The organism is Rhodopseudomonas pseudopalustris (assembly GCF_900110435.1).
Lineage (GTDB): Bacteria > Pseudomonadota > Alphaproteobacteria > Rhizobiales > Xanthobacteraceae > Rhodopseudomonas > Rhodopseudomonas pseudopalustris.
This window is the reverse complement of sequence record NZ_FODT01000004.1, coordinates 164927-183954: the sequence shown is the minus strand read 5'-3', so window position 1 is coordinate 183954 and position 19028 is coordinate 164927. Positions and strand designations below refer to the sequence as shown.

15 protein-coding genes are annotated in these 19028 nt (G+C 64.9%); 5 read left to right on the top strand and 10 right to left on the bottom strand.

The genetic code is table 11. From position 1 onward, the window contains the following. Positions 1–81: 81 nt before the first annotated feature. From BMY71_RS09705 to BMY71_RS09685, 5 genes are all read right to left on the bottom strand, one after another. A complete protein-coding gene (locus tag BMY71_RS09705; RefSeq protein ID WP_092683388.1) occupies positions 82–1239 on the bottom strand; it encodes an ABC transporter substrate-binding protein in 1158 nt (385 codons plus the stop codon). 83 nt (positions 1240–1322) lie between these two features. Next, positions 1323–1742: an acyl-CoA thioesterase gene (locus tag BMY71_RS09700; RefSeq protein WP_011502307.1), complete on the bottom strand. Its 420-nt coding sequence runs from the start codon at positions 1740–1742 to the stop codon at positions 1323–1325. Positions 1743–1892: 150 nt separating this feature from the next. Then, positions 1893–3800 (bottom strand): feruloyl-CoA synthase, encoded by a 1908-nt coding sequence (locus tag BMY71_RS09695; protein ID WP_092683386.1) that lies wholly within the window; start codon positions 3798–3800, stop codon positions 1893–1895. A gap of 1 nt (position 3801) precedes the next feature. After that, positions 3802–4608: a crotonase/enoyl-CoA hydratase family protein gene (locus BMY71_RS09690; RefSeq protein WP_092683384.1), complete on the bottom strand. Its 807-nt coding sequence runs from the start codon at positions 4606–4608 to the stop codon at positions 3802–3804. A gap of 580 nt (positions 4609–5188) precedes the next feature. After that, on the bottom strand, positions 5189–6214 hold the full coding sequence (locus tag BMY71_RS09685; protein WP_092683382.1) for a TRAP transporter substrate-binding protein: 1026 nt from the start codon (positions 6212–6214) through the stop codon (positions 5189–5191). Positions 6215–6404: 190 nt separating this feature from the next. On the opposite strand from BMY71_RS09685, the gene pobA reads away from it, so the two are divergent. Next, the gene (gene pobA, locus BMY71_RS09680) at positions 6405–7577 is read left to right on the top strand and encodes a 4-hydroxybenzoate 3-monooxygenase (RefSeq protein WP_092683380.1); all 1173 of its coding nucleotides are present in this window, start codon (positions 6405–6407) and stop codon (positions 7575–7577) included. Positions 7578–7779: 202 nt separating this feature from the next. Further along, entirely contained in the window at positions 7780–8214 is a 435-nt protein-coding gene (locus BMY71_RS09675) for a PaaI family thioesterase (protein WP_092683378.1), read from the top strand. A gap of 89 nt (positions 8215–8303) precedes the next feature. On the opposite strand, the gene BMY71_RS09670 is transcribed toward BMY71_RS09675, so the two are convergent. Together BMY71_RS09670 and BMY71_RS09665 are read right to left on the bottom strand one after the other, a co-directional pair. After that, positions 8304–8990 (bottom strand): DUF2848 domain-containing protein, encoded by a 687-nt coding sequence (locus tag BMY71_RS09670; protein ID WP_092683376.1) that lies wholly within the window; start codon positions 8988–8990, stop codon positions 8304–8306. Beyond that, the gene (locus tag BMY71_RS09665) at positions 8983–10332 is read right to left on the bottom strand and encodes an amidase (protein ID WP_092683706.1); all 1350 of its coding nucleotides are present in this window, start codon (positions 10330–10332) and stop codon (positions 8983–8985) included. The genes BMY71_RS09670 and BMY71_RS09665 overlap by 8 nt, the downstream gene beginning before the upstream one ends. Before the next feature lie 425 nt (positions 10333–10757). On the opposite strand from BMY71_RS09665, the gene BMY71_RS09660 reads away from it, so the two are divergent. The 3 genes from BMY71_RS09660 to BMY71_RS09650 all read left to right on the top strand — a co-directional run bounded on the left by BMY71_RS09660 (position 10758) and on the right by BMY71_RS09650 (position 13364). Then, a complete protein-coding gene (locus BMY71_RS09660; RefSeq protein WP_092683374.1) occupies positions 10758–11171 on the top strand; it encodes a Zn-ribbon domain-containing OB-fold protein in 414 nt (137 codons plus the stop codon). Positions 11172–11176: 5 nt separating this feature from the next. After that, positions 11177–12316: a thiolase C-terminal domain-containing protein gene (locus BMY71_RS09655; RefSeq protein WP_092683704.1), complete on the top strand. Its 1140-nt coding sequence runs from the start codon at positions 11177–11179 to the stop codon at positions 12314–12316. Between the two features lie 133 nt (positions 12317–12449). Further along, a complete protein-coding gene (locus tag BMY71_RS09650) occupies positions 12450–13364 on the top strand; it encodes an SDR family NAD(P)-dependent oxidoreductase (protein ID WP_011502297.1) in 915 nt (304 codons plus the stop codon). Positions 13365–13520: 156 nt separating this feature from the next. Here BMY71_RS09650 and BMY71_RS09645 read toward each other — a convergent pair whose 3' ends face one another. The 3 genes from BMY71_RS09645 to BMY71_RS09635 all read right to left on the bottom strand — a co-directional run bounded on the left by BMY71_RS09645 (position 13521) and on the right by BMY71_RS09635 (position 18896). After that, on the bottom strand, positions 13521–14825 hold the full coding sequence (locus tag BMY71_RS09645) for an OmpA family protein (RefSeq protein WP_092683372.1): 1305 nt from the start codon (positions 14823–14825) through the stop codon (positions 13521–13523). Between the two features lie 311 nt (positions 14826–15136). Then, positions 15137–17938, bottom strand: a complete 2802-nt coding sequence (gene ppc / locus BMY71_RS09640) for a phosphoenolpyruvate carboxylase (RefSeq protein WP_092683371.1) — start codon at positions 17936–17938, stop codon at positions 15137–15139. A 97-nt stretch (positions 17939–18035) separates the two neighbouring features. Then, positions 18036–18896, bottom strand: coding sequence for a hypothetical protein (locus tag BMY71_RS09635; RefSeq protein WP_092683702.1), 861 nt, complete (start codon positions 18894–18896; stop codon positions 18036–18038). Positions 18897–19028: the final 132 nt, after the last annotated feature.

The window sequence follows — 19028 nt, the reverse complement described above, 5'->3', positions numbered from 1 at the left end:
CCCGTCCATCCGCGCACAACTGCGGATATGACAATGGCCGGGTTTCCCCGGCCATTGCATCGTTCGTCGGTGATCCGGCGCTTACTTCACGATCACATACTTGCCGTTCTTCACCGTCAGCAGGATGCGCGAACGGTCGTCGAGGCCGTAGCGATCGGTTTCGGTGAAATTGTACACGCCCTGGCTCGCCGCGATGTCCTTCTCAGTGAGAAACGCTTCACGGAGCGCGTCGCGGAATTCCTGCGTGCCGGGCTTGGCCTTCTTCAGCGCAACCGGGACCACGCGCTCCAGCACCTTGAAGGCGTCGTAGGAGTGGCCCGCGAACTGGCTGCGGCTGCTCGGGCCGTACTTTTCCTCATAGACCTTCACCAGCGCCATGCCGGACTTCTTCGTCAGCGCGGTGTCGTCCTGTCCTTCGGGATCCATCACCGGACCGGACGCCATCAGCACGCCCTCCGCGGACTTGCCGGCGATCCGGATGAAATCCATCGAAGCGGCGCCGTGGGTCTGATAGATCAGCCCGTTATAACCTCGCTCACGCAGCGTGGTCTGCGGCAGCGCTGCGGCGGTGCCGGACGCGCCGACCAGGATCGCGTCGGGATTGGCGGCAACGAGCTTCAGCGCCTGGCCCGCGACCGACGTGTCGGGCCGCGCGAAGCGCTCCTCGCCGACGATCTTGAGGCCCATCGCCTCGCCCTGCTTCTTGAGATCGTTGAACCAAAGGTCGCCGTAGCTATCCGAATAGCCGATGTAGCCAACGGTCTTCACGTTGTTCTTCTTCATGTGCTCATAGAGCACCTTGCCCATAATCGGGATCGGCTGCGGCATCACCACCGACCACTTGGCGCGTTCCGGCGTGATCGGCAGCGGCGCGAGCGCGATATGCGGAATCTGCGCCTCGTTGGCGACGTTCGAGATCGCCACCGACGGCGGCGTGACCGACGAGCCCATGATCACGTCGGCCTTCGATTCCGTGACGAAACGTCGCGCATTGGTGGTCGCGGCGGTCGGGTCGCCGCCATCGTCGAGCACGATGATCTTGATCGGATGACCGCTGATTTCCTTCACCACGAATTCCAGCGCATTGCGCTCCGGAATGCCGAGCGCGGCGGCAGGACCCGTGGTGGTGACGCTGATGCCCACCGTGATTTCATTGGTTTCTGCGAGCGCGGCGCCGGACAGCGCCGGCAGTGCGATCGCCACGGCGAACGCCGCGACGGACAGCTTGAACTTGGTCATGTGCTCCTCCTCCCTCTTGTTGTTGTGGTCGACCGTTCGGCCTGATCTTGTCTCGTCTTCCTTACGGCATCCAAGCCGGCAAGTCAGCCCCGCATGAATTTCTCGATGATATTCGCCGGCACCGCCACGGATTTCAGCTTGTTCGGATCGCCGGGATCACGGCCGACCAACACCCGCGTTTCGAACGCCTCGATCGCCAGATCGTCGCCCTTGGTGACCTTGTGAATGACCTCGAAGCTCGAGCGGTTGAACTTCTCGATCCGGCTCTCGATCGTGATCCAGTCGCCGTGAGTCGAAGGAATGTAGAACTTGGCGCGGGTGTCGACGATCGGGATGCCGACCAGGCCGTAGACGCGGACGAGGTCCTGCTTCGAGCAGCCCGCCACTTCGAACAGCACCGAGGTCGAGTCGTCGAACATCGCGAAGTAGCGCGGGTAGTAAACGATGTTGGCCGGGTCGCAATCGCCCCACTGGATCTGCACGTCGCGGCGGTTGGTGAACATCGTTGTCGGCACCCGGCTCAATATCCGTACGCAAACTTTAAGTTCGTCATTCCGGAACGCGCCTCTTGGCGCGGACCCGGGCTCCATAACCCCGGTCTGTGAGTATGAATTCCGGATTCGCCGCTGCGCGGCGCCCCGGAACAACGGGGCTCATTCAGCATCCTCATCCAGCGCAATCACATGCGCCGGCGGCGGCACGGCGTAGAGGTCGCCGATCAGCGCGGCGCGTTGCTCCAGCACCGCGCGCTGATTGACCGACCCCTTGTCGGTCACTTCGCCCGTGTCGATCGACAGCGGCTCGCCGAGCAGGATGGCGCGGGTGATCCGGTTCGACGAGCCTGTCGCCTGCGTCAGCAGTCTGGCGAAGCGTTCGCGGAACGCCTCGCGGATCAGCTCGTCTTTAGCCATGCCGGCGAGATCGTCGAGCGGCAGAGTGGGATTGATCAGCTTGCAGCCATCGACATCGAGCACCACCAGCGCACTCACCTCGTCGCGATCGAGGCCGGCAATCACCACATCGCGCGCCAGCGGCGCGCAGGCGGCAATGAACTTCGCGCGCAGCGGCCCGACGCTGACCCAGGTGCCCGAGGCGAGTTTGAAGTCCTCGGAAATGCGCCCGTCGAAATCGAAACCCGCGGCGAGATCGTCCGGATCGACCGGCTTCAGCGCGTCGTTGAGCTTGTAGAACCCTTCCTCGTCGAACGCCTTGGCGGTGAGGTCCGGCGCGCGCCAATAGCCCGGCGTGATGTTCGGCCCCCTCGCCCGCACTTCGAGCTTGCCGTTGTTCGGTACCAGCTTGGCTTCATTGCCCGGCACCGGCAGGCCGACATGGCCGGAGCGGCTGGTCTGCGGCGTCACCGACATGAAGAACGGCGCAGTCTCGGTGGCGCCGAGCCCGGTGAGCATCGGCACCCGCGCGCCGGTCTCTCGCGCCCCCACCTCGTCGAGCCCTTCCCAGACATGGGCGGCGAGACTGGCGCCTGAAAAGAACATCGCGTGCAGCCGGCTGAAGAACATCTTTCGAAGCTCTGCGTCTTCGCGCAGCACCGGCAGCAGGGACTCGTAGCCCTTGGGGACGTTGAAATACACCGTCGGCGCGATCTCGCGCAGATTGCGGATCGTGGCCGCGATGCCGGCCGGCGTCGGCTTGCCGTCATCGATATACATCGAGCCGCCATTGAACAGCGTCAGCCCGATATTGTGGTTGCCGCCGAACGTGTGATTCCACGGCAGCCAGTCGACGATCACCGGCGGCTCGTCCTTGAGGAACGCCATCGCCTCGCGGATCATCACCTGATTGGCGCAGATCATCCGCTGGGTGTTGATCACCGCCTTCGGATTTCCGGTCGAGCCGGACGTCAGCAAGAACTTGGCGATGGTGTCGTGGCCGATCGCGTCATGCGCGACCGCCAGGCCCGGATGGTGAGGCGTGTTCATGAGTTCGTCGAGCGAGGTGACGCGACGGCCTGTGACCTCGCCGCGCGTCGCCGCGAGTTCGAATTTGCTCGGCACTGTGGCGAGGATCGCCGGCGCGAATGGGGTGATGTCATCGGCGAAGATCAGTCCGGGCGTCAGCAATCCGACGATGGAGCGCAACTTGCCGAAATCCTTCGACACCAACGAATAAGGCGGCGACACCGGGCACATCGCAACGCCAGCATACAGCGCGCCGAACATGATCTGGGCGTGGTCGATCGAATTGCCGGACAGGATCATCACCGGCCGCTCGGCCGACAGTCCACGCGCCAGCAGCGCCGAGGCGATCTTCTGCGCGGCGCTCAGCATCTCCGCATAGGTGATCCCGCGCCAGCCGCCATTGCCGTCACGCTCGGCCATGAACACGCGTTCGGGGGCCTGCTCTGCCCAATGATGCAGCCGATCGGTGATCCGCACCGGATAGTCAGCGAGCGACGTGGTGGAGCGGACGTAGATGGTGCCGTCAGGGCGGCGCTCAGTGGCGATCCCGATCTCGCCGAACGAGACGTCGCGTAGCGGATGAGTCTCGGCGCGCCTCACGGCATCGCCGGCGAATGCAGTCGGGTTTGCCATGGCATCCATCTCAAGTCGGTTTGACCTTTGCGGTCTTGTGATCGAGAAATGCACGAATCCGATTCTTGGCTTCCTGGTCGCTCTGCGCCACCGTCGCCATCAGCGATTCCATCAGCAGGCCCGTCTGCGGATTGGCTTCGGCGATCATCGGCAGCGCCTGCAGCACCGCGAAATTGGTCAGCGGCGCATTCTGGGCGACCCGGTTGCCGATCTCGAGCGCTTTGTCGTAGGCCGAACCGCTTTCGGTGAGATATTGCGAAAAGCCGTGGGCGACGCCTTCCTCTGCGGAATACACCCGCCCGGTCAGCATCATGTCCGCCATGCGCGCGACGCCGATCAGCCGCGGCAGCCGCACCGAGCCGCCACCGCCGACGAAGATGCCGCGGCTGCCTTCGGGCAGCGCGTAGTAGGCGGCCGGCTCGGCAACGCGGATATGCGCGGCGCAGGCGAGTTCGAGCCCGCCGCCGATCACCGCGCCCTTCAACGCCGCGATCACTGGAACGCGACAATACTGGATGCGGTCGAACACCCGGTGCCAGGTCTGCGAATGCACCAGCCCTTCGGTAGCGTCGCGCTCGCGCAGCTCGGAGAGATCAAGCCCGGCGGAGAAGTGATCGCCGACGCCGTGGATCACCACGGCGCGAATCTCATCGGGAAGATCGGTGAAACAGTCCTTCAGCGCGGCCATCAGGCCGTCATTGAGCGCGTTGCGTTTCTTGGGGCGATTGAGGCCGATGGTCAGCACCGGGCCGACGGTTTCGACGACCAGCGTCGAGGGATCCGCGATGGTCGCGGCCGAGGCGTTTCCTGTGAGCACTTATTACGTCCTGTGCAGAATAGTTATAGACTATAATGAATGCGGCGGGAGTCAATGTGGTCCGGGACCGCCGTCGATGAAACGTGCAACGAGAACTGCGCATCATCCCCCTCCCCTGGAGGGGGAGGGTCGGCGAACGTAGTTCGCCAGGGTGGGGTGAGGCCGCTGGCACGGCCCTTCCCTTCTCCTCTCGTGGGAGAAGGTGGCGCGGACGCAGTCAGCGCCGGATGAGGGGCGCCGCAAACGCCGTACCCGCGGCCCCCTCACCCGGCTCGCTTCGCTCGCCGCCCTCTCCCACGAGGGGAGAGGGTTAGTCGTTGCTGCGCGGAGACGCTGCCACCCCACCCCGCTCGCTGCGCGAGCAACCCTCCCCCTCCAGACGATCGGCCAGCTTGTCGAGGTCGGAGGCCATGGGGGCGTCCGTGGTTGGCTTGCTGGTCACAGACTTGCTGGTCACAGAGGAGACGTCATTCCGGGGGGCGCCGTCAGGCGCGAAACAGGATGCTCAAGATACTCTGAAGCTCTGGATTCCGGGTTCGCGAGCGGCGCTCGCGCCCCGGAATGACGACAGAGCGGCGCGCTACAGCCCGGCGTCGTACTTCTTCAGCGCGGCCTTGAGTTCGCCGTCGATCGCAGCCGCGTCGCCGCCGGCCTTCTTCACTGCTTCGGCCCAGGACTGGTTCAGCGGCTGCGTCGCCTTCTTCCATTCGGCGAGTTGCTCTGGCGTCAGTGGATAGACCTCGTGACCTTCCAGCGCCTTCATCTTGGTGCGGCCGTTGGCCTCGAATTCGGTCCACGGATCGGTGACCTTGGATGCCCATTCCGGCGTGCAATGGTCGTCGATGATCTTCTTCTGCCCTGGCGACAGCGCGTTATAGGCCTTCAGCCCGATATTGTAGGTGAATACCGTCGAATACAGCGGCACGTCCATGTGATACTTGACCACCTTGTCGATGCCGAACAGGAACACCGAGCCCCAGGGAAACGTGATCTCGTCGGCCACGCCGCGCTCGAGCGCATCACGCGCTTCCGGCGCGGAGGCCTGGACGTTGGTGCCACCGAACAGCTTCACCATCTCGCCGATGGTCGACTGCGCCGGGCGCACCTTGAGCCCTTTCATGTCGGCCGGCATCACGACTTTCTTCTTGCCGTGTAGCGCGCCCGGATCGTGGATGAAGGCGAAACACAGCTTGGTGTCCTTCATCTCCGTGGCTGCGTATTTCTGGTACCATTCGTTGAGCGCCAGCGTCCCCTTCTTGCCGTCCTTGAAAACGAACGGAAGCTGTCCCGCGGATACGATCGGGAATCGGCCGGGCTGATAGCCGGGATTGACGTAGGTGACGTCGGCGATGCCGTCGCGCGCCATGTCGTAATGGTCGAACGCCTTGCCGAGTTGCTCCGACGGGAACACCGCCATTTTGATCGAGCCGCCCGACGCCTTCTCGATGTCCTCGGCCCAGGCCTTGGTCGCCAGAACAAGTGGATGCGCCGGCGGCACCCATAGCGAAACCTTCCAGTTGACGGTCTTGTCCTGCGCCGGAGCTCCCTGCGCCAGGCCGGGCGTCACGGCGGCTGTGAGCAGCAGCGCGAGCAGCGTTTTCCTCATTGAGGTTACTCCCGTGAGAGGTTTACCTCCCGTGGTCGGCTCTGTAATGGCCGTTTCCTTGCATTGTCATCGGTTACACCTCCCAATGCAAGTGACCGGCTTGTAATAGCTGGTAGACGCCGGACGACAACTGGACGCCGGCCCAACCGTCCCGTAACGAGGCGACAAATCAACCTGTGGGGGAGCGCGCATGCGCACGCAAGTCGGCATCATCGGCGCCGGGCCGTCGGGTCTGCTGCTCGGCCAGTTGCTGCACACATACGGGATCGAGGCCGTCATTCTCGAGCGCAAGAACCCCGACTACGTGCTTTCACGCATCCGCGCCGGCGTGCTTGAACAGGGGATGGTCGATCTACTCGACGAGGCCGGGGTCGGCCGGCGCCTGCATCAGGAAGCGTTGGTGCACGATGGCTTCGAGATCGCGTTTTCCGGCCGGCGACACCGCATCGACCTCAAGCACTCCACCGGCGGCAGAACCGTCACCGTGTACGGCCAGACCGAGGTGACGCGCGATCTGATGGAGGCCCGGAAAGCCGCCGGCCTGACTACGATTTACGAAGCGGCCGATATCACCCTTCACGATTTCGACGGCGAACGCCCCAGGGTGCGTTACTTCAAGGACGGCGTCAGTCAGGAGCTCGCCTGCGATTTCATCACCGGCTGCGACGGCTTCCACGGAGTCGCGCGGCAGAGCGCGCCGGCCAACGCGTTACAGACCTACGAGCGGGTCTATCCGTTCGGCTGGCTCGGGGTGTTGTCCGACACGCCGCCGGTGTCGCCGGAACTGATCTACGTCAACCACGACCGCGGGTTTGCGCTGTGCTCGATGCGCTCGGCACATCGCAGCCGCTATTACGTGCAGTGTCCGCTGTCCGACGATGTCGGTGAATGGAGCGACGATCGGTTCTGGGACGAACTGAAACAAAGGCTCGGCCCGGAAACCGCCGGCCATCTCGTCACCGGCGCGTCGATCGAGAAGAGCATCGCTCCACTGCGTTCCTTCGTTGCCGAGCCGATGCGGTTCGGCCGGCTGTTCCTCGCCGGCGACGCCGCCCACATCGTGCCGCCGACCGGTGCCAAGGGCCTCAACCTCGCAGCCAGCGACGTGTACTATCTTTCGCGCGCGCTGCGCGAGTTCTATGATGAGGGGTCGAAAAGCGGGATCGATGCTTATTCCGCCAACGCGCTTCGCCGGGTGTGGAAGGCCGAACGTTTCTCGTGGTGGATGACGTCGATTCTTCATCGCTTCCCCGACAGCGACGCCTTCACCCAACGCATCCAGACCGCCGAACTCGACTATCTGGTCAGTTCGAAAGCCGCGACGACCTCGCTCGCGGAAAACTACGTCGGGCTGCCTTACTAACTGGGTACCATGCAGGCCACCCCTCATGCACGTCATTCCGGGCGCGAGCGAAAGCTCGCGGACCCGGAATGACGTGACGATTGTTGTGCGATCGCGGGCCGTTTCAAACGCCCTTTCAAAGCGCGCTTCAAACTTTGTCGGCGTTGCCCCGAGGTCATGAGTGCGGTCAAATGCCGGGCACGTTCCCGACGAAAGCAACCGCATGACCGACACCACATCCATCGCCGAAGGCATTCCCGCCGGCTTCGTGCGGCATACCCGTGCCAGCCCACTCACCGCGCCATGGGAGCCGCTCTATGCGAGGATCACTGACGACGCGGTGATCATCGGCCTTCGGATCGCCGCGCCACACACCAATTCGCGCGGCCTCGCCCATGGCGGCCTGATCACCGCGCTCGCCGACAATGCGATGGGACTAAGCTGCGGTCTCAAGCTCGGGGGCGGCGCGCGGCTCTTGACCGCCGGGCTGTCGATCGACTTCATCGGGCCGGCCAAGGTCGGACAATGGCTGCAGATCGAGCCCGAGGTGATCAAGCTCGGCGGGACGCTCTGCGTCGCCCAATGCTTCATCACCGTCGATGGCGAGCGCTGCGCCCGGGCCAACGGCACATTCAGCGTGGTGAAGCCGAAGGGGTGAATGGCTCCCTCGCGACCCAATCGGAATCAAATGTCGTTCGTCATTCCGGGGCGCGAGCTGAGCTCGCGCCTCGGAATGACGGCTTCCTCTCATCCCAGAATCGGCAACTCAATCACGTCGTAGCCGTGGCGGATGGTGCGGTTCAAAACGGGATCTTCGATCTCAAACTCGAACCGCGTCGCCGGGCGGATGCCGCCCATGGCGGCGAAGGTGCCGCCGAACATCGCGCAGCCATCGGGCAATCCGCCGCCGCCGAAGCCGCGCGCGATCAGCTCGCGCGCCGGCAACATGCCGTCGAGCCTGCCTTCCTGATACGGAACGCGTTCATCGCCGATCGTCGCGAACGAGCGCAGCACGATCTGGTCCCAGTGATCGGCCACTTCAGCGAAGTCCCACAGCTCCGGCGCGATCGGCTTGTCGCACATTTGTTTCGACACCGTGACGCCGTAGGCCTCGACCTTGCGATCGGTGTGATCGGAACCGACGCCGACCAGGATGCGGCCTTGCGTGCCGATCAGCACGAACTCGACCTCACCTGAGGACTCGACCCCCGACACCTCGATGCTGGGCGCGGTGGTCAGCCGCGCCGCGGCGACGCGATAGTAGATCGGCGTCGACGCCGGGCGCGCGATGCCGAGTTCTTCCAGCTCGGCGATGTGCTTGTCGCGCGCCACCGGATCGCGACCGGTCCAACCGGCGATCACCGCCTGCCGGATCGGCAGCGTGAGTTGGCTGCGCTGCCGGACGGCGTCGAGCGTGAAGGTCAGATCAACCACGGACCACCATTTCCAGTCCGGCTGCGATTTCGAAGATCTCACGATCGGCGCCATTGACGCCGGCGAGCATCAGCCCGACCGGCGCCTCGCCGTCACGATGGCACGGCAAGGAGATCGCGCAGCCGTCGATCATATTGATCAGCGTACAATTGCGCAGCGCCAGAAGATTGGCCTTGGTGAACGCCTTGTCGTCGGCGAGATCTGCGATCTTCGGCGGGGTGTTGGCGGTGGTCGGCATCACCAGGGCGTCATAGGGCGCAAGCCGGGCGCACGCGCGCGCGATCAGCGATTTGCGCGCGGTGATCAAATCGACATAGTCTGCCGCGCTCTGCGTTTCGCCGCGCAGAATGCGTTCGCGCACCCGCGGATCGTACACGTCGCCCTGCGCGACGATCAGATAGCGATGCCAGGCATAGCTCTCCGCCGCCGCAAAGCCGCCCTTCGCCATCATCGGCGCGACATCGAGGAATTCCGGCAGCTCGATCTTCTCGATGATCGCGCCGTGGCCGCTGAGCGTCTTCAGCGCGCGTTCGAACGCGACGCTCACCGCGTCGTCGAGTTCGTCGAGCGCCACCGTCGTCGGCACCGCGAGCCGCAGCCCCTTCAACGACCGCGGCGCGAGCGGCACGATCGGCGCGTCGGCCAGCACCGCGTCGAGCACAGCGCAACAATCGACGCTGCGCGCCAGCGGCCCGATCGAATCGAGCGAGAATGACAGCGGCACCGCGCCGTCGCGCGGCACGCGATGTTGCGACGGCTTGTAGCCGACGATGCCGTTGAACGCCGCCGGGATCCGGCACGAGCCGCCGGTGTCGGTGCCAAGTCCGGCATGGGCCATGCCGTCTGCGACCGACACCGCCGCGCCCGACGACGAGCCGCCGGGGACGTGGCCGGCATCGCGATTGAACGCCGCTTTCGGGGTGCCGTAATGCGGATTGATGCCGATGCCGGAATAGGCGAACTCGGTCATATTGGTGCGGCCGATCACCACGAAGCCGGCGCGGCGCAGCCGCGCCACTGCGGGCGCATCGGCCTCCGCCGGCGGATTGTCGTCGAGCGCGCGTGAGCCGGCGCGGGTGACCTGGCCCTTGATGTCGAACAGATCCTTGATCGAAATCGGAATGCCGGCGAATGGCGACGGCGCGGCCTTGATCTCGCGGAGCTTGTCCATCGCCTCGGCCGCCTTGATCGCAGCCTCGCGATCGACGTGGATGAAGGTGCGCGCGCCCTCGCCGGCTGGATCGGCGATCCGCGCCAGACAATCGTCGACCAGCTTGCGCGCGGTCGTGCGGCCGGCGTCGAGGTCAGCCGCGAGCGAGGCGAGCGTGGGATGTTTCGTCATGGCATCTGTTCCACTGGAGGGCCGATCGATCACGCCGGTCATGGCGCGCCGCAATCGCCGGACTGAGAGTTGACTTCCGTATTCTGTAGCGCGGAGCTCGACGTTTTGCCATGCGCAAGAAGCGCTGCGATCGCATCGGCCCCGCCGCCGGTCGCATTCTGCCCCACAAATTCGGCGCGCCGATATTGGGACCTTCGTCGTGGATAGCGGCGGCCTGGGTCGCGCCCCAACAGCCGCCGCCTGCTCCCCGGCGCCCGGCGCAATGATCAGGACAGGACACATAGGTCACTGATTGTTCGCGCGCCGGAATACGATTTACGCAAGCGGGCACGCGCCCGGCGCGTGTTGACGCTGACCGGTCAATGTCGCATCAAGACCGGAACAATGGGCCCACAAGCCAGGCAATCAGGGAGAAAACAACGACCATGGCAGAACCCGCACGCGCACGCCCCAAAATCACTCCGGAAACCCAGCACTATTGGGACGGCGCCAAGCAGGGCGAACTGCGGTTGCAACGCTGCGACTCCTGCTCGCATGCGTATTTCCCACCGAGGCCGTTCTGTCCCAAATGCGGCTCGCGCGGCGTCACGGTTTTCAAGGCCTCCGGCAGGGGCACGCTGTATAGCTACGTCATCAATCACCGCCCGTTGGCGGCCGGCTTCACCGCGCCTCACGCGATTGCCGTGGTGGAGCTCGAAGAAGGCCCGCGGATGATGAGCAACATCATCGATTGTCCGCAGACGCCCGAATCGCTCGAGCTCGACATGAAGCTCGAAGTCGCGTTCGAGAAGCTCGACGACACCATCACCCTTCCCCAGTTCCGTCCGGCGAAGGGTTGAGCACCATGCGTCGCAATCAAGTTGCTATCGTCGGCGCCGCCGAGACCACCAAGCTCGGCGTCATTCCGGACATGTCGCAGATCCAACTCCACGCCGACGCCGCACTCAACGCGATGGCCGATTGCGGGCTGAAGCCGTCCGATATCGACGGCGTCGCCACGGCGGTCGAGACGCCGCAGCAGATCGCGCATTATCTCGGCATCACGCCAACCTGGGTCGACGGCACGTCCGTCGGCGGCTGCTCGTTCATGCTGCACGTCCGCCACGCGGCCGCGGCGATCGAGGCCGGGCTTTGCAAGACCGTGCTGATCACCCACGCCGAGAGCGGCAAATCGATGATCGGCAAATTGCCGCGCTCGATTCCCGCCGACAGCCTGCAGGGCCAGTTCGAGGCGCCCTACGGCATCTACGGCCCGCCGAGCCAGTTTCCGATTCCGGTGCTGCGCTTCATGAAGACCCACGGCATCACCCATGAGCAGATCGCGTCGGTCGCCGTGGTTCAGCGCGAATGGGCGGCGAAGAACCCGCGCGCGATGATGAAGGAGCCGATCACGGTCGCGGACGTCCTCAACTCGCGAATGATCGCCTATCCGTTCCGCCTGCTGCAATGCTGCCTCGTCACCGATGGCGGCGGCGCGCTGATCATGACCTCGGCAGATCGCGCCAAGGACTTTCCGAACAAGCCGGTCTATGTGCTGGGCACCGGAGAGAGCGTCGAGACACCGATGGTCAGCCAGATGGAGAGCTTCAACTCGTCGCGCGCCTTCAAGGTCGCGGGTTCGACCGCGTTCCGCGAGGCCGGCATCACCCACAGCGACGTCGATCATCTGATGATCTACGACGCGTTTGCGCATCTGCCGCTGTTCGGCCTCGGCGACCTCGGCTTCATGCCCTATGAGGACACCGGCCCGTTCATCGCCGAAGGCAACACCCGCCCCGGCGGCAAGCTGCCGCTCAACACCAATGGCGGCGGCCTCAGCTACATGCATTCCGGGATGTACGGCATGTATGCGCTGCAGGAGAGCGTTCGCCAGATGCGTGGCATCGCGCCGGCGCAGGTCGAAGGCGCCAAGATCTCGGTCTGCCACGGCGTCGGCGGCATGTTCGCAGCATCCGGCACGATCATTTTCACGAACGAGAAGTAGTTAGTCGTCATTCCGGGGCGCGAGCGTAGCTCGCGAACCCGGAATCTCTCTTCGCCACACTTCGGGATTCCGGGTTCGCGCTGTGCGCCCCGGAATGACCGGCAGATACAACGAACAACAAAAAGGAAACCACATGGCCAAGGCACTCGACGGCAAAGTCATCATCGTCACCGGCGCGGGGCGCGGCATCGGCCGCGAGATCGCGCTGCTCGCTGCGCGCGAAGGCGCCAAGGTGGTGGTCAACGATCCCGGCGGCGCCGCCGACGGCTCGGGCACCGACGCCTCGCCGGCCGAGCAGGTGGTCGAGGAGATCAAGAAGGAAGGCGGCACCGCGGTCGCGAATTTCGAGACCGTCGCCGAGGCGGTCCCCGCCAGCAAGATCGTCAAACAGGCAGTTGATACTTACGGCAAGCTCGACGGCGTCGTGAACAATGCCGGCATCCTGCGCGACGCCATCTTCCACCGCATGAGCATCGATGCCTTCGAGCAGGTCATCAAGGTGCATCTGATGGGCTCGTTCTATGTGTCGCACGCCGCAGCAAGGCTGTACCGCGAGCAGGAAAGCGGTTCCTTCGTCCACTTCACCTCGACCTCGGGGCTGATCGGCAATTTCGGCCAGGCCAACTACGCCGCCGCCAAGCTCGGCATCGTCGGCCTGTCGAAGTCGATCGCGCTCGACATGCAGCGTTTCAACGTCCGCTCCAACTGCGTCTCTCCGTTCGCCTGGTCGCGGCTGATCGGCACGATCCCGACCGAGACCGAGGAAGAAAAGGCCCGCGTCGCGCGGATGCAGCAGATGGGTCCGGAGAAGATTGCGCCGTTGTCGGTTTTCCTGCTCGGCGACGCCGCCAAGGACGTCACCGGCCAGATCTTCGCGGTGCGGATGAACGAGATCTTCCTGATGGGCCAGTCGCGCCCGATCCGCTCGGTGCATCGCGACGGCGGCTGGACCTGCGAAACGCTGGCCGAGCACGGCATGCCGGCGCTGAAGGGTTCGTTCTACAAGCTCGACCGCTCCGCCGACATCTTCAACTGGGACGCGATCTGAGACGCGTCTGCTCGACCCTCACGCGACGAATACGACCCGCGACTGCATCATTGCGAGCGAAACGAAGCAATCCAGGGATGCCGAATCCCGCACTCTGGATTGCTTCGTCGCTTCAGTCGCCGCAATGACCAACTCTCGGGTCGAGGCCGACCTTGCTTACTTCACCGCGAACTCGATCCGGCGGTTCTTCGCGCGCGCCTCGGCGGTGTCGTTGGGGCCGAGCGGCTTGGCGGAGCCGTAGCCGACCGCAATCAGCTTCGCCGAGCCGATGCCGGCCTTGGTCAGACTGTCGGCGACCGCTTCGGCGCGACGCTTCGACAGGGCTTCGTTGGCCGCCTTCTTGCCGTTGGCGTCGGTGTGACCGGCCACCTCGATCTGCGCCGCCGGGCAATGCGAGATCACCGCGGCGAGCTGCTTCAGCACCGGCAACGAGGCCTGCTCGATCTCGGCGCTGCCGCGCTCGAAATTGATCTTCTGCGCAGCGACCAGCGTCGATAGCTTGCTCTGGCAGGCTTCCACGGACGCGATCGACGCGGCGCCGGCGGCATCGGCGGTCCTGGTCGCCACCGGCGGCGGAATTGACGCGGACGGCGCGGCTGCAGCATGTTTGGCGGCCTCTTCGGCTGCGGCCTTTGCGGCCGCTTCCTTCGTCGCAGCTTCCTTTGCTGCAGCGTCTGCAGCGGCCTTCGCAGCCGCTTCCTTCGCCTCTGCGTCGTCCTTTGCTTTGGCGGCAGCGTGCTTCGCAGCAGTCTCCTTGGCAGCCTTGGCAGCGGCTTCCCTGGCGGCCGCGTCCGCAGCCGCCTTCTCCACCGCGTCCCGCGCCTCGGCTTCAGCCTTGGCCTTGGCTTCGGCCTCCGCCTTGGCGGCGACTTCCGTTTGCAGCTTCGCCACCGTCTTCGCCGACAGCGCAGCGCCGGTCAGTTCCTCGACCTCGGACACCAGCCGCACGCCCGATACCTGCAGGATCTGAGCGCCAAGCTCGGCGCGCGCCTTGCCGAGGTCCTCCGGCAGCAGCACGTCGCGGCCGATGACGTCGAAATTCAGCGGGTCGGCTCCCGCCCCCTTCACCACCTCGGCAACGCGCTCGCGCAGGTCGGGCTCGATTTTCGGCATCGTGGTGATCCCGAAAACCAGCCAGATCAGGCCGGTCGCGAACAGGCCGACCCACCAGCCCTCGAACCGCGCCGGCAGCAAATGCGTCGCCAGACCGCCGGCAATGCCACCGATGATGTAGGCGGCGACCAGACCGGCGCCCGCCTCCAGCATCAGTTCCGGCTTGCCGGCGGCGAGCCGGGCCACGATGAACACCACGGCGATCGCCAGCACCACGCCGATGCGCTGCAGCCAGTAATCCGCGAGATCAGCGGCCCAGCCGAACCGATCTGCCAGAAACGGAGTCGCCACGCCGACGACCGCGGCGGCGGCCAGCCAGGGCCAATAGTGCATCACATAATAGATCATCGGAGTTCGTCCCCCACGACGGCCCGCGCGCGCCAGATCTTTGCAGATCGTTGCGCGCTGCGACGGTTGATTTCCGGCGATCAAGCTAACGCCAGCGAGGCCGTGACGACCATCTGACTTAAGTTCAGGCGCTCAGTTGCGAATGACGACAGAATGAGCAAGTCGCTGATTTGAGAGGCAGCGAGGGTCGTTCACGCACAAACTACAAGTATTGGAGTGCGGCGTCCGGCAAGGAAATACCGCGCAGCCGGACGGTCCACTGAGAAAATTATTCGCTGAAGAAGTTGGTAGCGAACGACCCCGGGGTCGCCTCACCCGCTATTCCGCAGCCCCGCCGAAATTCCGTTGATGGTCAGCTGAATCCCGCGCAGCACCTGCTCGTCGGGATCGTGGGTGCGGTGCTCGCGCAGGAGCTGCACCTGGACGTGGTTGAGCGGGTCGAGATACGGGAAGCGGTGGCGGATCGAGCGCTCCAGCAGCGGGTTGCCCTGCAACAGCCGCTCGTGGCCCATGATCGCGAGCAGGCTATCGACTGAGGCGTGCCATTCAATGCGGATGCGGCCGAATATCTTGTGCCGCAACTCCTCGTCCGGCACCAGATCGGCGTAGCGCGAGGCGATCGCGATCGAACTCTTCGACAGCACCATGTCCATGTTGGAGAGCAGCATGCGGAAGAACGGCCACTCCTGATACATCGACTGCAGGAACGCAGTGCCCTTGTCGGGATGCTCGGCGACCCAGGCCTCGACCGCGCTGCCGAAACCGTACCAGCCCGGCAGCATCAGCCGGCATTGCGCCCATGAGAACACCCAGGGGATGGCGCGCAGATCCTCGATCGCGCGGGTCTTCTTGCGCGATGCCGGGCGGCTGCCGATGTTCAGAGTCGAGATCTCGTTGATCACTGTCGACGACCAGAAGTAGTCGACGAATCCGTCGGTCTCGTAGACCAGTCCGCGATACGCCTTGAAGGCCAGCGCCGAGAGCTGCTCCATCGCTTCCAGATAGTCGTGGTGCGGCGCGCTGCGGCGCGGCTGCAGCAGGCTCGCCTCCAGCGTCGCCGCGGTGAGGATTTCCAGATTGTTGCGACCGACCTCGCGGTTGGAATATTTACTGGTGATGATCTCGCCCTGCTCGGTGATGCGAATCTGGCCATTCACCGCGCCGCCCGGCTGCGCTACGATCGCGTCGTAGCTCGGGCCGCCGCCGCGGCCGACCGAGCCGCCGCGGCCGTGGAACAGCCGCAGCCGAACGCCATGGTGCTCGAACACGTCGAGCAAGCCGATCTCGGCCTTGTAGAGCTCCCAACCGGATGTGACGAAGCCGCCGTCCTTGTTGCTGTCGGAGTAACCGAGCATCACCTCCTGCACGCCGCCGCGGCTGTCGACCAGGCGGCGATATTCCGGGATCGCCAGCAGCCGGTCCATGATCGCGGCGCAGGCCTGCAGGTCTTCGATGGTCTCGAACAGCGGCACGATGTTGATCGCGCAACGGCCCGATGGATCGATCAGCCCGACTTCCTTGAGCAGCACCGCGACCTCGAGCAGATCGGACACGCCCTTGGTCATCGAGATGATGCACTGGGGAATCGCCGCCTCGCCATAAATGGAGTGCGCCCGCGCCGCCTCGTGCAGCACCGCGAGTTCGCCGACGGTCTCCTCGCTATATTTGATGAAAATCGAGGTCAGCGGCCGGGCGCTGCGCAGTTCGCCGGTGAGCAGCGCGATGCGTTCGTCCTCATCGAGCGCCAGATAGGAGCTGGTCGGCCGCGCCGCGTCCATCAGCTCGCCCATAGTGCGCTCGTGCACCGCCGAGTTTTGCCGCATGTCGAGGCTGGCGAGATGAAAGCCGAAGCAGTCGGCGGCGCGGCGCAGCTGCCGGAGTCTGCCGCGCGCGATCACGCCGGCATTATATTTGGTCAGCGAGTAATGGATCGCATCGAGGTCGGCTTTGAACTCTTGCACGTTGGCGTAAATCTCGGCCTCGCCGACCGGAGCGCGGACGCTGTCGATCTTCAGCTTCGCCGCGGTGGCGGCGAGCCGCGCATAGATGCCTGACACCGCCAGCCGATAGGGCTCGTGGCGGCGATGCGGCGAATGATCGGGCGAACGTTCGGCCAGCAAGCGGACGTCTTCGGTGATCGGGGCGAGATGCGACGCCAGCGACAGCTCCGAGCCGAGCTCGTGCAGCTCGTCGAGATAGAACCGCAGCACGCGCGCGCTCTGCAACCGCAGCGTCCCCTGCAGCACCTCGGCTGTGACGAACGGATTGCCGTCGCGATCGCCGCCGATCCAGCTTCCCATCCGTAGGAAACTCGCCAGCTCCTCTTCCGCTTCGCCGCCCTCGCCGCCGCCGAGCTGATCCTCCAACGCGCTGTGCAGCCGCGGCACTTCGCGCAAGAAGGTGTAGTCATAGAACGACAGGCCGTTGGCGACTTCGTCGAGCACCGTCAGCTTGGTCCGGCGCAGCAGGTTGGTTTTCCACAGCGTCACCACCGCGCGACGAAGCTGCTCCTCGTTCTGCGCCCACTCGTCAGCGGTGAGCTGGAGGCGCTCGCGTTGATCCAGCAGCGCTGCGACCTCCATCTCGCGGTCCATCGTGCTCTTGCGGCGCACCTCGGTCGGATGCGCCGTCAGCACCGGGCTGACCAGCGCGGTCTTGAAGAATTCGCGCAGCTCGCGCGCGCCGATCCCTTCCTCGCGCGCATGCGCCAGGGTCTTGGCCAGCATCCCCGCGCGAGGCGCCGAGCCTGCCGTCGAGCCGGCGCGCATCTGGCGGATGTTGTTCTGATCTTCGGCGATGTTGGCGAGATGCGAAAAGTAGCTGAATGCCCGGACGATCTTCACCGTGTCCGAGGCCGACATGTCGTCGAGGATCGCTTCGAGTTCGCGTCGCGCCGGCTTGTCCTCGTCCCGGTGAAACCGGATCGAGGTCTGCCGGATGCGTTCGACCAAGTCGAACACCGCAGAGCCCTCCTGGCCGCGCACGGTATCGCCAAGTATCCGGCCCAACAGCCGTATGTCATTGCGAAGCCTGGTGTCCTCTTCGATAAAAGCGCTGTCGTCCGCCCGGTTCGGCAGAACGTCGGGGTCGGTCGGCAGGATCGTGGACGACATTGAGAGGCTCCAGAATGGCGAAAGCCATCCTGAAGTATTTTGTGCATCGCACGCAAGAGCGACAAACGCGCGGCGGCCCTATGCCGCCCGAACTTGCTCAACGACCTCCGAGAATATTTCGGACGTTGCCGTGCGGCGGCTCGCCATCGGACGCCGACGTATCCGATTTCTCTGAGTCGCGGATCGGTTCGCGACCGTCGTCGACGACCGCCATCGGCGCCGGGCGGTTCTGGGACGGCACTGGCTCAGCCGAGGCCGGCTGCGGCGCAGGGTCCGGCGCAACAGGCGCCGCCTCAAAAGGCTGCTCGAACAGCGGCGTCTGAGACACCGGCGCGGCCGGCGGCTCGGGGACAGCAGGCTCGGAAGTGACGATCGGCTCAGCCGCCGATGGTTCGTACAAAGGACGCGCGGGGCTGATCGGCTCACGCGAGCGCGCCCAGATGAACGGGACCGCAATCGCGACCAGCACGGCGATGATCAGCAGGATCAGCAGCGCGGATTGCTGCAACAACGCGACGGCCGGCACGCTGACGCCGAGAATGGCGCCGACTGCGCAGACCTTCCAGGATCGAATGAGCAGTCCGGCGGTGAAAGTACCGAGCGCGAGCAGGGTCAGCACGCTCAACGGTGAAGCAATGCCCGTGACTTGCCGCAGCACCTGCAGCGACATCAGCTCCATCGCGACCAGCACAGCGGCCCAATGGAGACCCTGCGACACCAGCAGATGCATCCGCTCCTCACGGCCCTCCACTTGCGGCCAGCGAGTGATCACGCACACCAGTCCGAACAAGGGTGTGAGCAGGATCCAATACATCTCTGTTTGGGTGAAGCTGGTATAGGCGACGCCGCCGAGCGACAGCAGCAGCATCAGAACATAGGGCCAGTCCCGCAGCAGGAATCCGCCGAAACCGGAATGCCATTTGCGCCACGGCGACGTGTCGTCATCCAGCATGGTCATGATCGTGCTCCAGGTCGGGTCCGCCTCGCATGCACGCGTCAAGGCAGCGTAGCCGCGCGCCATGCGTATTGGAAACGAACCCCGGCCGCGCCGGTTCCCGCGATCTTGCGCCGCATCATCCTGCCGGCAGCG

Coding starts and splice junctions, on each gene's coding strand:
- BMY71_RS09635 (WP_092683702.1), bottom strand. CDS start 18,896: ATGACCATGCTGGATGACGACACGTCGCCGTGGCGCAAATGGCATTCC.
- BMY71_RS09650 (WP_011502297.1), top strand. CDS start 12,450: ATGGCCAAGGCACTCGACGGCAAAGTCATCATCGTCACCGGCGCGGGG.
- BMY71_RS09665 (WP_092683706.1), bottom strand. CDS start 10,332: ATGACGAAACATCCCACGCTCGCCTCGCTCGCGGCTGACCTCGACGCC.
- BMY71_RS09695 (WP_092683386.1), bottom strand. CDS start 3,800: ATGGATGCCATGGCAAACCCGACTGCATTCGCCGGCGATGCCGTGAGG.
- BMY71_RS09675 (WP_092683378.1), top strand. CDS start 7,780: ATGACCGACACCACATCCATCGCCGAAGGCATTCCCGCCGGCTTCGTG.
- BMY71_RS09660 (WP_092683374.1), top strand. CDS start 10,758: ATGGCAGAACCCGCACGCGCACGCCCCAAAATCACTCCGGAAACCCAG.
- BMY71_RS09700 (WP_011502307.1), bottom strand. CDS start 1,742: ATGTTCACCAACCGCCGCGACGTGCAGATCCAGTGGGGCGATTGCGAC.
- pobA (WP_092683380.1), top strand. CDS start 6,405: ATGCGCACGCAAGTCGGCATCATCGGCGCCGGGCCGTCGGGTCTGCTG.
- BMY71_RS09645 (WP_092683372.1), bottom strand. CDS start 14,825: ATGATCTATTATGTGATGCACTATTGGCCCTGGCTGGCCGCCGCCGCG.
- BMY71_RS09655 (WP_092683704.1), top strand. CDS start 11,177: ATGCGTCGCAATCAAGTTGCTATCGTCGGCGCCGCCGAGACCACCAAG.
- ppc (WP_092683371.1), bottom strand. CDS start 17,938: ATGTCGTCCACGATCCTGCCGACCGACCCCGACGTTCTGCCGAACCGG.
- BMY71_RS09685 (WP_092683382.1), bottom strand. CDS start 6,214: ATGAGGAAAACGCTGCTCGCGCTGCTGCTCACAGCCGCCGTGACGCCC.
- BMY71_RS09705 (WP_092683388.1), bottom strand. CDS start 1,239: ATGACCAAGTTCAAGCTGTCCGTCGCGGCGTTCGCCGTGGCGATCGCA.